At 64.2% G+C, this 12,672-nt stretch carries 13 protein-coding genes; 7 read left to right on the forward strand and 6 right to left on the reverse strand.

Translation table 11 applies throughout. The annotated features are described in order from the left end of the window. Position 1: 1 nt before the first annotated feature. Both A3M7_RS0138515 and A3M7_RS0138520 read right to left on the reverse strand, forming a co-directional pair. Positions 2–967 carry a DMT family transporter gene (locus tag A3M7_RS0138515; protein ID WP_027548642.1) on the reverse strand — a complete coding sequence of 322 codons (966 nt, stop codon included), beginning with the start codon at positions 965–967 and terminating at the stop codon, positions 2–4. Positions 968–1,042: 75 nt separating this feature from the next. Beyond that, positions 1,043–1,522: a PaaI family thioesterase gene (locus A3M7_RS0138520; RefSeq protein WP_027548643.1), complete on the reverse strand. Its 480-nt coding sequence runs from the start codon at positions 1,520–1,522 to the stop codon at positions 1,043–1,045. 183 nt (positions 1,523–1,705) lie between these two features. Here A3M7_RS0138520 and purL point away from each other — a divergent pair, with 183 nt between their 5' ends. Continuing rightward, positions 1,706–3,916 carry a phosphoribosylformylglycinamidine synthase subunit PurL gene (gene purL / locus A3M7_RS0138525; RefSeq protein ID WP_027548644.1) on the forward strand — a complete coding sequence of 737 codons (2,211 nt, stop codon included), beginning with the start codon at positions 1,706–1,708 and terminating at the stop codon, positions 3,914–3,916. A gap of 106 nt (positions 3,917–4,022) precedes the next feature. On the opposite strand, the gene A3M7_RS0138530 is transcribed toward purL, so the two are convergent. Next, positions 4,023–5,213, reverse strand: coding sequence for an acyltransferase (locus A3M7_RS0138530; protein WP_027548645.1), 1,191 nt, complete (start codon positions 5,211–5,213; stop codon positions 4,023–4,025). Between the two features lie 214 nt (positions 5,214–5,427). Between A3M7_RS0138530 and A3M7_RS47995 the strand changes: the two genes are divergently transcribed. After that, positions 5,428–5,601 carry a DUF1328 domain-containing protein gene (locus A3M7_RS47995; RefSeq protein WP_027548646.1) on the forward strand — a complete coding sequence of 58 codons (174 nt, stop codon included), beginning with the start codon at positions 5,428–5,430 and terminating at the stop codon, positions 5,599–5,601. A 99-nt stretch (positions 5,602–5,700) separates the two neighbouring features. On the opposite strand, the gene A3M7_RS0138540 is transcribed toward A3M7_RS47995, so the two are convergent. After that, complete coding sequence (locus tag A3M7_RS0138540; RefSeq protein ID WP_027548647.1) at positions 5,701–6,060, reverse strand: DUF427 domain-containing protein; 360 nt, start codon at positions 6,058–6,060, stop codon at positions 5,701–5,703. A gap of 184 nt (positions 6,061–6,244) precedes the next feature. Here A3M7_RS0138540 and A3M7_RS0138545 point away from each other — a divergent pair, with 184 nt between their 5' ends. Both A3M7_RS0138545 and A3M7_RS0138550 read left to right on the forward strand, forming a co-directional pair. Then, complete coding sequence (locus tag A3M7_RS0138545) at positions 6,245–6,481, forward strand: BolA family protein (RefSeq protein WP_011088461.1); 237 nt, start codon at positions 6,245–6,247, stop codon at positions 6,479–6,481. Positions 6,482–6,505: 24 nt separating this feature from the next. After that, entirely contained in the window at positions 6,506–7,699 is a 1,194-nt protein-coding gene (locus A3M7_RS0138550; protein WP_027548648.1) for a low temperature requirement protein A, read from the forward strand. A gap of 196 nt (positions 7,700–7,895) precedes the next feature. Here A3M7_RS0138550 and egtD read toward each other — a convergent pair whose 3' ends face one another. Together egtD and egtB are read right to left on the reverse strand one after the other, a co-directional pair. Then, positions 7,896–8,867 (reverse strand): L-histidine N(alpha)-methyltransferase, encoded by a 972-nt coding sequence (gene egtD, locus A3M7_RS0138555; protein WP_027548649.1) that lies wholly within the window; start codon positions 8,865–8,867, stop codon positions 7,896–7,898. A 50-nt stretch (positions 8,868–8,917) separates the two neighbouring features. Further along, positions 8,918–10,216: an ergothioneine biosynthesis protein EgtB gene (egtB, locus tag A3M7_RS0138560; protein WP_027548650.1), complete on the reverse strand. Its 1,299-nt coding sequence runs from the start codon at positions 10,214–10,216 to the stop codon at positions 8,918–8,920. Positions 10,217–10,456: 240 nt separating this feature from the next. Between egtB and grxD the strand changes: the two genes are divergently transcribed. The 3 genes from grxD to A3M7_RS0138575 are packed head-to-tail and all read left to right on the forward strand — an operon-like array spanning position 10,457 to position 12,671. Beyond that, positions 10,457–10,783 carry a Grx4 family monothiol glutaredoxin gene (grxD, locus tag A3M7_RS0138565; RefSeq protein WP_027548651.1) on the forward strand — a complete coding sequence of 109 codons (327 nt, stop codon included), beginning with the start codon at positions 10,457–10,459 and terminating at the stop codon, positions 10,781–10,783. Between the two features lie 3 nt (positions 10,784–10,786). Further along, the gene (locus A3M7_RS0138570) at positions 10,787–11,338 is read left to right on the forward strand and encodes an O-acetyl-ADP-ribose deacetylase (RefSeq protein WP_027548652.1); all 552 of its coding nucleotides are present in this window, start codon (positions 10,787–10,789) and stop codon (positions 11,336–11,338) included. A 46-nt stretch (positions 11,339–11,384) separates the two neighbouring features. Next, positions 11,385–12,671 (forward strand): serine hydrolase, encoded by a 1,287-nt coding sequence (locus tag A3M7_RS0138575; RefSeq protein WP_027548653.1) that lies wholly within the window; start codon positions 11,385–11,387, stop codon positions 12,669–12,671. The last annotated feature ends 1 nt before the right edge of the window (position 12,672 follow it).

Below are 12,672 nucleotides of genomic sequence, written 5' to 3' on the forward strand. Positions count from 1 at the left end.
GCTAGCGCAGCTTCAGCCGCTCGGCCGGCACCGTCATCGCGGCGACGCCGGCCATGACCAGCAGCAGGCCCAGCGCCAGGTTCGACGGCACGCTCTCGCCGAGCAGCAGCACGGACAGGCCGACGCCGATCGGGATGCGCAAATAGCCTTGCGCATTCGTGGTCAGCGTGCCGAGCCGGCCGAGGCAGACGTAGAACAGCATCAGCCCCAACGCGCTGGAGACGATGCCCATGACGATGGTGGCGACGATCGCCTGAAACGTCGGATGCAGCGTCCAGGGCTGGTCGACGATCAGCGAGGGCGGGAGCAGGATGAGGCCGCCGAACAGCAGCGAGCCGGCCGCCACCACCATCGGGTCGTAGTCGGACAGCCTGAGGCCGAAGATCGTCGCGCAGGCAAAGGAGATGGTGGCGAGCAGGATCGCGATCTCCGCGACGATCTCGCGGCCGAAGCCACCGAGCGCATCGAGGCCGACGATGGCGACGGTGCCGCCGAGACCGAGGATTGCGCCTGCAAGCTTCAACAACGTGGCCGGCTCGTGCCGCGTGATCAGCGAGGTGATCAGGAAGGCGAAGATCGGCGTCGTCGAGGCCAGCACCACCGTGTTGGACGCCGGCACATATTGCTGCGACCAGGTGATGACCAGGAACGGGAAGGTCGAGTTGATCAGCTGCTGGGTCGCGAACAGCTTCCAGTCCTTCGCGTCGGTCGGGATCCTGACGCCGCGTATCCACAGGATTGCGAACAGGAAGGCGGCCGCGATCAGCGACCGCGCCGAGATGAAGGTGATGGGCGGGATCGTGTCCAGCGCGAGCTTGGCCAGCGGATAGGTGGAGCTCCAGCAGCAGGCGAGCGCGAACAGCAGCGCATAGTCGCGCCAGTTACGGGCGCCGGTCGCGGCCACGGACGGTAGCGGCGATGATACGGAGGCCGCTGCGCGACCCCTCGGCGACGTGCTCTGCGGCACCTTGTTCCTGCTCCCCGGCGCGACCGCGCTTCTCGCAAGTCTGGGCGAGGGGGCGCCAAAAGGGAAGGTGTCGAGCTATGCGTTTGGCTGAGGGAGCGACTTCCACCTGGCCCGCTTGATCGTCCCCGAAAAGGTGAACAGAAGGCGCTCGCCGGAGGTCATCTGCCCGCGCAGGAAGATCAGCGAGCCGCCGGCGCGGGTGACCTCGCCGGTGCACTCGATCAGCTCGCCCTCATGCCCGGCATCCAGGAATTCGCAGGCGAAATTGACCGTCACGCCGCGGCCGTTCAGCGCGTTCCGGCCGATCGCGAACAGGCAGTAATCGGCGAAGGCCATGAAGCAGCCGCCATGGACGTTGCTGGAGCCGTTCAAATGCTTCTTTTCGACCCGGAAGGCGCAGCGGACGCTGCCGTCCGCCTCCAGGCGGTGCCAGAAGGGGCCGATATGGCTCTCAAAGCTGTCCCTGATCCAGGTCTGCCAGCCCTTGAACTCACCCTCGGTCGCGACATGCAGCTCGGGGCGGGGCGGAGCGGCCGTTTTGGTCAATTCGTGCAAGGAAATGGGCCTTCAATTGCGGGTCCTTAGCCCTTAAATCCGATCTGTCCGCGCTGTGCAATTCCCGTTCCCGCACCCCTCGGCCGCAAAACGTGGGACAGTGGGAAAATGCGCCATAAAGGGCTTTTCGCGAGGCCCCGATCTTCCTAAGAACGGCCAACCGCCGCCGAAAGCCCCGAATCCATGAAGAACGAACCCAAGATCACCCCCGAACTGGTTGCCGCTCACGGGCTCAAGCCCGACGAGTACGAGCGCATCCTGAAGCTGATCGGGCGGGAGCCGACCTTCACCGAGCTCGGCATCTTCTCGGCAATGTGGAACGAGCATTGCTCGTACAAATCCTCGCGCATCCATCTGCGCGGCCTGCCGACCAAGGCGCCCTGGGTGATCCAGGGCCCCGGCGAGAATGCCGGTGTGATCGACATCGGCGACGGCCAGGCCGTGGTCTTCAAGATGGAGAGCCACAACCACCCGAGCTACATCGAGCCCTATCAGGGTGCGACCACCGGCGTCGGCGGCATTTTGCGCGACGTCTTCACGATGGGCGCACGCCCGATCGCCTGTCTCAATGCGCTGAGCTTCGGTGCCCCCGAGCATGCCAGGACCCGGCATCTGGTCTCCGGCGTGGTCGCCGGCGTCGGAGGCTACGGCAATTCCTTCGGCGTGCCGACGGTGGGAGGCCAGGTGCGCTTCCACACCCGCTATGACGGCAACATCCTCGTCAACGCGATGGCCGTGGGCCTCGCCGACGCCGACAAGATCTTCTATGCGGCCGCCTCCGGCGTGAACATGCCGATCGTCTATCTGGGCTCCAAGACCGGCCGTGACGGCATCCACGGCGCCTCGATGGCCTCGGCCGAGTTCGACGACAAGTCCGAGGAGAAGCGCCCGACCGTGCAGGTCGGCGATCCCTTCGCCGAGAAGCTTTTGCTCGAGGCGTGCCTCGAGATCATGGAGAAGGGCTGTGTCATCGCGATCCAGGACATGGGCGCGGCGGGCCTGACCTGTTCGGCGGTCGAGATGGGCGCCAAGGGCGACCTCGGCGTCGACCTCGATCTCGACGCGGTGCCGACCCGCGAGACCGGCATGAGCGCCTACGAGATGATGCTCTCGGAGAGCCAGGAGCGCATGCTGATGGTGCTCAAGCCCGAGAAGGAGAAGGAAGCCGAGGCGATCTTCAAGAAATGGGGCCTCGACTTCGCCGTGGTCGGCTACACCACGCTGAGCAAGCGTTTCGTGGTCAAGCATGGCGGCGACGTCATGGCCGACCTTCCGATCAAGGAGCTCGGCGACGAGGCGCCGCTCTATGACCGCCCGCATGTCCCCTCCGCCGCGCTGCCGGTCGTGCACGCGCGCGAAGTGCCGGCACCGATGAGCGTCGGGGCCGCACTGGAGAAGCTGATCGGCACGCCCGACATGTGCAGCAAGCGCTGGGTCTGGGAGCAGTACGATCACGTCATCCTCGGCAACACCATGCAGCGCCCCGGCGGCGATGCCGCGGTGGTGCGCGTGCAGGACGGGCCGAAGGGCCTCGCGCTGACCGTCGACGTCACGCCGCGCTATTGCGAGGCCGATCCGTTCGAGGGCGGCAAGCAGGCGGTGGCGGAAGCCTGGCGCAACATCACCGCCGTCGGTGGCAAGCCGCTCGCGATCACCGACAATCTCAACTTCGGGAATCCTGAGCGGCCCGAGATCATGGGCCAGTTCGTCGGCTGCCTGAAGGGCATCTCGGAAGCCTGCCGCACGCTCGACTTCCCGGTCGTGTCCGGCAACGTCTCGCTCTACAACGAGACCAACGGCCGCGCGATCCTGCCGACGCCCTCGATCGGCGGCGTCGGCCTGCTCGACGATTTCACCAAGTCCGCCTCGCTCGCCTTCAAGGCCGAGGGCGAGGCGATCCTGTTGATCGGCGAGACCCATGGCTGGCTCGGCCAGTCGGTCTACTTGCGCGACATCTGCGGTCGCGAGGAGGGCGCGCCGCCGCCGGTCGATCTCGCCGCGGAGAAGCGTAACGGCGACTGCGTCCGCGGCATGATCCATGCGGGCACCGCGACCGCCGTGCACGACCTCTCCGACGGCGGCCTGCTGATCGCGCTCGCCGAGATGGCGATGGCGAGCGGCATCGGCGCGAAGCTGCTGGCGGCGCCGACCGCGCTCGTGTCGCAGGCCTATTGGTTCGGCGAGGACCAGGCGCGCTATCTCGTCACCGTGCCGGAAACGGAGGCCGGGCGCGTGCTGGCCAAGATGCGCGGCTGCGAGGTGCCCTGCGTGCGGATCGGTACCACCGGCGGCGACACCATCGCGATCGCCGGCGAGGCGCCGGTTGCGATCGACACGCTGCGCAAGTCGTTCGAGCGTTGGCTGCCGGAGTATATGGGCGGGAAGGCGGCGTAAGCTTTTTCGTAGCCCGGATGAGCGCAGCGACATCCGGGACTTTCTTGATGGGGTCTCCCGGATATCGCTGCGCTCATCCGGGCTACAATCGCTGAGACGGCGTGCCCTACAACACCCTCGTCGCCCCGGGAATCTGGCGCAAGGCGCGCGTGAGCGCCCAACTGAACGCGACGGTCAGCACGAATCCGACCATCGCCTTGACGATCGCCGGCAGGTCATAGTCGAACAGCCAGTATTGCAGCCACAGTGCGATCGGATAGTGCACCAGGAACATGCCGTACGCGTCGCTCTGCATTGGATCGAGCAGCTTGGCTGAGCCTGATTGCCTGAACCTCTGGAAAAAGGCCAGGATCAGAAACATGATGGCCACGCTGAAGACAGTGAAGCAGACGGCATAGAGCGCTTCATACCAGTCCGGCAGCGGCGACGGGTTGCCCAGGATTTCGCGCTTGATGAAGATCAGCACCCACAAGAGGCAATACGGAACGATCGCCAGCACCATCCAGTCCCAACTGACCTTCGCCATCCGGCCGTCTGCAGCGAGCAGCCCGCGATCCATTTGCGCAACGCCGATGCCGGCACCGAAAAAGAAGTAGGTCGCGTAGAGCATCACGCGCCCGTGCTGGACCGAGAACGGCCCGAACTCGAACCAACTGCCTGCTCCGAAGTGAACCCGCCCGGGAATGTAGAACGCCGCGGTGACGGCAAGCATGACCGCGAAGAACACGGCGGGCCGGCGGCGACCGTGTAGCGAGAGGCGATTGATCGGATCGAGCAGATTGGGCGACAGCCGGTGCAGCAGGCAGGCAACCAAGTCGAAGGCGAACAAGACCCAAAGGAACCAGATCGGCCCGCTCGGCCAAGGGCCCTTCGTGATCATATTCCAATAGTATTCCGAAAAGCCGATCTCGGGATGCTGCCGCAGGGAGATCGCGTAATAGGCGAGCGGAATGACTGTAAGGGCGCAGATCGCGAAGGGTAAGCCCAGCCGAAGCAGGCGATCTGCCAAATAGCTCCGCGCTCCCTTCCGGGCGATACCAGACCAGGCGAACAGTCCCGACAGGAAAAAGAACATCGCCATGAAGAAACTGTCGGTGGCGAGCACGATCATGTCGAAGCCGAAGAAGTACTTCGGATCGGTATGACCGAAATAAGTGTAGGGGATCACCGCGTGATGCAGCAGCACCACCAGCGTCAGGAAGGTGCGGGCGCGATCGAGCGACAGATTGCGCGTCTTGCTCTTCGGCGCGGCGTGCACCTCTGCATCGATCGTCGCTGAATGTGACATCGTCATCATGGCCGCCCCGGTCTTGCTCCTGTCCCGGCCAGACTGTGCCGCCGGGAACCCGATTCAGCAAGCGCCGTTTGTGCAGCGGCATGTTTGTTAAGCGTCATGCCTGTGCAGCGTCTTGGCCGATGCCGCGCCGTCAGGAACCAGTTCCGCGCCGCGAAGTTAGCGTCCCCGAATGCGTTGAGGGCCGCGGGTAGCGGCACCCGAGTCGGAGCTGGCGATGACGATCCTGAAATGGGCGCTGATCTTTCTCTTGATCTCGATCGTGGCCGGCGTGCTCGGCTTCACCGGCATCTCGGCCGCCTCCGCCGACATCGCCCGCTTCCTGTTCTATGTCTTCGTCGTGATCTTCCTGGTGCTGCTGATACTCGGGCTCACGATCTTCAGGGCGTAGCTGCCGGAGTCATTCCGGGGCGGTCCGCAGGACCGAACCCGGAATCTCGAGATTCCGGGTTCGATGCTTCGCATCGCCCCGGAATGACAACATCCAAAACTACCCCACTTCCTCGATCTTCACTTTGTCCGGATAGAAGGCCAGATGGCCTGAAATCTCCGCCATCGCGGGGAAGGGCGCCTCATAGGTCCAGATCGCGTTGTCGAGCGTCTTGCCGTCGGCCTTGACGCTGTAATAGCTCGCATCGCCCTTGTAGGGGCAATGGGTGACGCGGTCGGTGCGCTCCAGCAGTGCCATGTTGGCATCCTGTCGCGGTACATATTGCACCGCCGGATATTTGGCCTCCTTCAGCGTCAGCGCCTTGCTGGTCTCGGCGATCACGATGTCGCCCGCCGTGACGCGGACGCGCCGGGGGTTTGGGGTGATGGTGATGGGGTGGTCGGGCCCTGGAAGCTTCATGATTTCACGCCTTTTCGATCAATCTGCCGCGCGCGGCACTTTGTCGTGCCTTTATCCTGATGGGATCAGGGATATAGTGCAGGAATGCGTGACGTAGAAGGCCGTTCACGCTAAGTTTGGCCCTGCCGGCGAGGGGACCCCGGCAGCGATTCGAACGCTTGAGACCAGAAGGAGCGAGACCCGAATGCCCATGGACGCCCACGATATCGAGGCGATGATCAAGGCAGCGATCCCCGATGCCGAGGTGACGATCCGAGACCTCGCCGGCGACGGCGACCACTATGCCGCGACCGTGATCTCGGAATCGTTCCGCGGCAAGTCCCGCGTCCAGCAGCACCAGATCGTCTATCAGTCCCTGCGCGGCCAGATGGGCGGCGTGCTGCACGCGCTGGCGCTGCAAACCGGGGTACCCGGCACCTGATCTGATCGCAGCGGGGGACCGATGATGGCTGCGGACAATCCGCGCGGCGCGATGTTTCGGGTCATCCTGCCGAACCAGCCCAGCCGCGTCACCAATGCCGAGCTGTTCTTCGACCTCGTCTTCGTCTTTGCCGTCACGCAGGTGTCGCACACGCTGCTGCACCATTTCACGCCGCTCGGCGCGGTCGAGGTCACGCTGCTGTTCCTGGCAGTGTGGTGGGTGTGGGTCTACACCGCCTGGGTCACCAACTGGCTCAATCCCGATCTGACGCCGGTCCGCATCCTGATCTTCCTGATGATGCTGGGCGGCCTCGTGCTGTCGACGACGATTCCGACCGCCTTCGATGGCCGCGGTCTCTGGTTCGCGATCGCCTATGCAACCATGCAGGTCGGACGCACCGCGTTCTGGCTGTTTGCGACCCCGCGTCACCGCACGGCAGTGCGGCACAACGCGATCCGCATCCTGGTTTGGCTCTGCGGCTCCGCGATCTTCTGGATCCTTGGCGGCCTCGCGCATGGGGAGGAGCGGCTCTGGTTCTGGATCGTGGCGCTAACGATCGAATATATCTCGCCCGCGGTCCGCTTCTGGGTGCCGAAGCTGGGATTCTCGTCGGTGGAGGCCTGGGCTGTCGAAGGCGGCCACATGGCCGAGCGCTGCGCCGGGTTCATCATCATCGCGCTCGGCGAGGCCGTCGTCGTCAACGGCGCGACCTTTGCTGAGCTGGAGTGGACCGCGGACAACATCCTGGCCTTCGTCTCGGCGCTCACCGGCGCCATCGCAATGTGGTGGATCTATTTCCACAAGGGCGCCGAGGCCGGCTCCGAGCGCATCTCGAAGTCCGCCGAATCCGGCCGGCTGGCCCGGCTCGCCTACACCTATCTGCACATGCCGATCGTCGCCGGCATCATCCTGACCGCCGTCTCGGACGAACTGGTGCTGAAGCATCCGACCGGACATTCCGACGTCAGGATCATCGTGAGCACCATCGGCGGGCCGCTGGTGTTCCTGGTCGGCACCATCCTGTTCAAGCACGCGATCCGCGGCTTCCTCCAGCTCTCGCACGGCATCGGCATCATCCTGCTGCTGGGGCTGTGGTGGTTCGCCGCCGATCTCTCGCCGCTATGGCTCTCGGTCGCGACGACGGTGATCATGATCGTCGTCGCGGTGTGGGAGTCGGTGTCGCTGGGGTCGAAGGTGGAAGAGGCCGAGGAGCACTGAAGCTCGGGAGCGGTCTGAGCGCACGCCTCGTCCTTCGAGACGACCGCTCCGCGGTCTCCTCAGGATGAGGCTGATCAGCGTCAGTGCTCGTTGAATCTGCTGCCGCGCACTCCGTCCTCATCCTGAGGAGCCCGCCTAAAGCGGGCGTCTCGAAGGATGCGCCGCAGGGAAAGCGCTCTCAGATGCGGTGTAGCGTTTACTCCGCCGCCTCCAGCGCGTGCACCGAGAACATCTTCGCCGCATCCGTCCAGCTCTCGCGCACGCGCCAGCCGGCGCCCTGCGCCAGCGCGGCGAAGCGTTCGAGGCTGTATTTGTAGCTGTTCTCGGTGTGGATGCTCTCGCCCGGGCGGAACGAGAAGCTGGTGCCGAGCAGGCGCACGGTCTGGCTCTTCTTGCTGATCAGGTGCATCTCGATGCGGTGCCGCTCGCGATTGTAGATGGCGCGATGGGTGAAGGCGGACAGGTCGAAATTGCCGCCGAGCTCGCGGTTGATCCGCACCAGCACATTGAGGTTGAAGCGGGCGGTGACGCCGGCGGCATCGTTGTAGGCGTCGTGGAGCACGCGCTCGTCCTTCTCGAGGTCGGCGCCGATGATCATCTGCGCGCCTTTGCCCAGGATCTGGCGCGCGCTCTTCAGGAAGGCCTGCGCTTCATGCGGCTCGAAATTGCCGATGGTCGAGCCCGGAAAGAAACCGACCTTGGGCATTGACGCGACCGCCCTGGGCAGCTCGAACGGCGTGGTGAAGTCGGCCGCCACCGGATAGATGCCGAGCGTCGGGAAGTCCCGCTTCAGGCCGTTCGCCTGCGCCGTCAGGAAGTCGCCGGATATGTCGACGGGCACATAGGCCGCGAACTTGCAGTGGTTCAGCAGCAGGCGGACCTTCGTGGTCGCGCCCGCGCCGAACTCGACCAGCGCCGCATGCTCGGGAATGATCTTTGCGATCTCGCTGCCGCGCTCCTTCAGGATCGCAAGCTCGGTACGCGTCGGATAATATTCGGGCAGGCGCGTGATCGCCTCGAACAGCTCCGATCCGGTCGCGTCGTAAAAATATTTTGGCGACAGCTTTTTCGGCTGCTGCGAGAGGTCCTCGATGGCCTCGCGGGCGAACACAGTGGTCTGCTCGTCGGGAAGATGGGCTTGGGCCAAAGCGCTGGCGTGCACATTCATGATACTCTCCTGAACGCGCTGTCCGGCGCGCATTTATCGTCGGATGAGAACTAGTTGTAATCGGCGAGCCGCAGTCCCGTGAATTGCCAGCGGTGGTGCGGATAGAAGAAGTTACGATAGGTGATACGGCTCTGCCCCTCCGGGGTTGCAAGCGAGGAGCCTCGCAGCACCAGCTGGTTGACCATGAACTTGCCGTTGTATTCGCCGAGGGCACCTTCGATGGCGCGGTAACCCGGGTAGGGCGAGTAGGAGGATCGCGTCCACTGCCAGACGATCCCGAAGGCATCGTTGAGCGCGCCCGCGCGTGCGGCGACCTCCCATTCCATCTCGGTCGGCAGATGTTTTCCGGCCCAGCGCGCGAACGCATCGGCCTCGTAATAGCTGACATGGCAGACGGGGGCGTCGGGATCGACCGGCTTGAGGCCGGCGAGCGTCATCACCTGCCAGGCGCCATCGACCTCGCGCCAATGTCCCGGAGCCTGCCAGTCTTCCTTGCTGACGGTGGCAAAGCCGTCCATCAGCCACAGCGTTGCGTTCGCGTAGCCGCCGTCGCGCATGAAGGCGAGCCATTCGCCATTGGTGACGAGATTGCGCGCGACCTTGACCGGGCCGACGAGGGCGCGGTGGGCCGGCTTCTCGTTGTCGAAATGGAAGCTGTCGTCGACGTGGCCGACGGTGTGGATGCCTTCGTTGAGGATCAGCCAGTCATCGCCGGCGCGCGTCGCGGATGGAAAGCGCCAGTCCGCATCGTAGGCCGGATAGACCGGATTCTGCGCAAAGGCGTGCAGGATGTCCGTGAACATCAATTCCTGATGCTGCTGCTCGTGATTGAGCCCGACCTCGACGAGTGGCGCGATGGCCCGGAGCTTGTCCTCGCCCGCCTCGTGGAAGAATTTCACGACCGCCGCATCGACATATCTGCGATAGGCGCCGACCTCGTTCGCACTGGGGCGGGTGATGTCGCCGCGGTGATTCCGGGCATGACGCGGGCCGGCGCTGACATAATAGGAATTGAACAGAAACGCGAAATCGGGGTGGAAGGGCTGGTAGCCCGGGCAATGCTCGCCGAGCAAAAATTGCTCCCAGAACCAGGTGGTGTGGGCCCGGTGCCATTTCGCGGGGCTCGCATCCGGCATGGACTGGATCTGCTGGTCCTCCGGCGACAGCGGCGCGGCCCGGCGCTCGGTCTCGTTGCGGACGGCGAGAAACCCATCCTCCAGCCGCTGGGCGAGATTGCCCGGGTCGGAGGACGGTGACGAAATTGGCGGGGCGGCCGTGGCGGAGGCTGGTTTCGTCACGTTTTTCTCCAGACAGGACAAGAGAACGTTGTTGGCGTTGCCCGGTTCCAAAACCAAGGTTCGTCCTAGATAGGGGCTCCGTTACGGTATGAAAGTCCTCCCCGGTGATGATATTCGTGTCATCATGCAATGGGGCCGGTGCCAGCAGGACCGGCCGCCGAGGGGGTGTTCGCCGCCATTTTACTTTGGATGCACAACGGTTTGGGCTACATATATAGGCAGGTATCGGGTTAAATCGGCTGAGCCGGCCCGGAGTGATTGTTGAGGGCTCCGCCCCAGAAGGACATGGATATGAGCATCGAGGAATTCATCGCCAACGAAGTGAAGTCGAACGACGTGGTTCTGTTCATGAAGGGCACGCCGCAATTTCCGCAGTGCGGTTTCTCCGGCCAGGTCGTGCAGATCCTCGACCACCTCGGCGTTGGCTATAAGGGCCTCAACGTCCTCGAATCCGCAGAACTGCGCAACGGCATCAAGACCTTCTCCAACTGGCCGACCATTCCGCAGCTCTATGTGAAGGGCGAATTCGTCGGCGGCTGCGACATCGTCCGCGAGATGTTCCAGGCCGGCGAATTGCAGCAGCTCCTCTCCGAGAAGGGCGTCGCAGTCGCGGCCTGACGTGTGACCGCGCTGTCGCGCCGGATTGGCGGCGCGGAGCTCGAGGTCATCGTTGCTGACATCACGACACTGAGCGTTGACGCCATCGTCAACGCCGCCAACACGTCGCTCCTGGGCGGGGGCGGCGTCGATGGGGCGATCCATCGGGCCGCCGGGCCCGATCTGGTCGCCGAATGCCGGATGCTCCACGGCTGCAAAACGGGCGACGCCAAGATCACCAAGGGCTATCGGCTCAAGGCCGCGCACGTGATCCATACCGTCGGTCCGGTCTGGAATGGCGGCACGCTGGACGAAGACGATCTGCTCGCCTCCTGTTATCGCCGTTCGATGGAGCTGTGCGGGAAGCACAAGCTGACCTCCGTGGCATTTCCCGCGATTTCGACCGGCATTTTCCGCTTTCCCGCGGAGCGGGCGGCGGATATCGCCGTGCACACGACAATCGAAGGGCTCGCTGTAGCGCCATCCGTTGCGCGCGTGGTGTTCTGCTGCTTTGCCGAGCCGAGCGCCAAGCTCCATGCCGAGGCGCTTGCGCGACACAGCAGCCCTTGTGCCTGATGACGCGGTCAGTACACTCCGCCCAGCCATGTTCCGGGGAGGGGATATGATTTCACAATCTGGACTGCGTGCGCTCGCCTGCGGCGCGCTGGTGTGGCTTGGCGCGATGTCGTTCGCACGGGCAGAGGGCACCTACGAGATCCCGGCCGGCGCGCATTTCAATCAGGACAAGCTCGCCAAGGTCACCGAGTTCTTCAAGAACGAGGTCGCAACCGGCAAGATCGCCGGCGCAACCGTGCTGATCCGGCAGCACGGCAAGCCGGTTTACCACGAAGCCTTCGGCGTGCAGGACGTCGCCAGCAAGGCGCCGATCACCGACAAGACCATCTTCCGCCTGTTCTCGATGAGCAAGGCGATCACCTCCGTCGTCGCGGTGCAGCTGATCGAGGACGGCAAGATCAAGCTCGACGATCCCGTCTCGAAATACATTCCGTCCTTCGCCAACGTGAAGGTCGGCGTCGAGAAGAAGGCCGACGACGGCACCAAGTCGCTCGAGCTGGTGCCGCCGACGCGGCCGATGACGGTGCTCGACCTGATGCGCCACACCTCCGGCATCACCTATGGCTTCTATGGCGACAGCCTGGTGCGCAAGGCCTATCGCGACGCGAACATCTATGCCGGCGATTTCGACCTCGCCGAGTTCGCCGAGCGCATCGCCAAACTGCCGCTGCACAACCAACCGGGCGCGCTGTGGCAGTACGGCCACTCCACCGACGTCCTCGCGCGCGTGATGGAGATCGCGGCGGGCAAGCCGCTGATAGACATCATGCGGGAGAAGCTGCTCGATCCGCTCGGCATGGTCGATACCGGCTTCTTCGTCACGGCCCCCGAGAAGCAGAAACTGCTGGCGCAGCCGGTGCCGAATGACAGCGATTTCAGGGTCGGCCGGATCAACGATCCGACGGTCGTCAAGAAGATCCAGTTCGCCAGCGGCGGTATGGTCACGACCATGGCCGACTATGAGCGCTTCGCGCAGATGCTGCTCAATGGCGGCAGCCTCGACGGCAAGACCATTCTCAAGCCCGAGACGTTCAAGCTGATGGTGACCGATCAGGTCGGCCCGACCTCGGGGGTCAGTCGCGATTATTTCTATTTCCCCGGCGACGGTTTTGGCTTCGGCCTCGGCCTTGCGGTCCGCACCGAGCCCGGCAATGCCAAGCCGCCGCCGCCCGGCGATCTCGGGGAATTGAAGTGGGACGGCGCCTCCGGCTGCTATTTCGTGATCGACCCCAAGCAGGACATGTTCTTCGTGCTGCTGGAGCAGACCCCGACCGAGCGCCAGCGCGTGCAACGGACACTGAAGCAGTTGGTTTATGACGCCATGGAGAAGTGAC

Source organism: Bradyrhizobium sp. WSM2254, assembly GCF_000472645.1.
In the GTDB taxonomy this organism is placed as follows: Bacteria; Pseudomonadota; Alphaproteobacteria; order Rhizobiales; family Xanthobacteraceae; genus Bradyrhizobium; species Bradyrhizobium niftali.

Bases quoted from the DNA above. Each gene is read 5' to 3' on its own strand.
- egtD (WP_027548649.1), bottom strand. From the start codon at position 8,867: ATGAATGTGCACGCCAGCGCTTTGGCCCAAGCCCATCTTCCCGACGAG.
- grxD (WP_027548651.1), top strand. From the start codon at position 10,457: ATGAGCATCGAGGAATTCATCGCCAACGAAGTGAAGTCGAACGACGTG.
- A3M7_RS0138530 (WP_027548645.1), bottom strand. From the start codon at position 5,213: ATGATGACGATGTCACATTCAGCGACGATCGATGCAGAGGTGCACGCC.
- purL (WP_027548644.1), top strand. From the start codon at position 1,706: ATGAAGAACGAACCCAAGATCACCCCCGAACTGGTTGCCGCTCACGGG.
- A3M7_RS0138545 (WP_011088461.1), top strand. From the start codon at position 6,245: ATGCCCATGGACGCCCACGATATCGAGGCGATGATCAAGGCAGCGATC.
- A3M7_RS0138540 (WP_027548647.1), bottom strand. From the start codon at position 6,060: ATGAAGCTTCCAGGGCCCGACCACCCCATCACCATCACCCCAAACCCC.
- A3M7_RS0138575 (WP_027548653.1), top strand. From the start codon at position 11,385: ATGATTTCACAATCTGGACTGCGTGCGCTCGCCTGCGGCGCGCTGGTG.
- A3M7_RS47995 (WP_027548646.1), top strand. From the start codon at position 5,428: ATGACGATCCTGAAATGGGCGCTGATCTTTCTCTTGATCTCGATCGTG.
- A3M7_RS0138550 (WP_027548648.1), top strand. From the start codon at position 6,506: ATGGCTGCGGACAATCCGCGCGGCGCGATGTTTCGGGTCATCCTGCCG.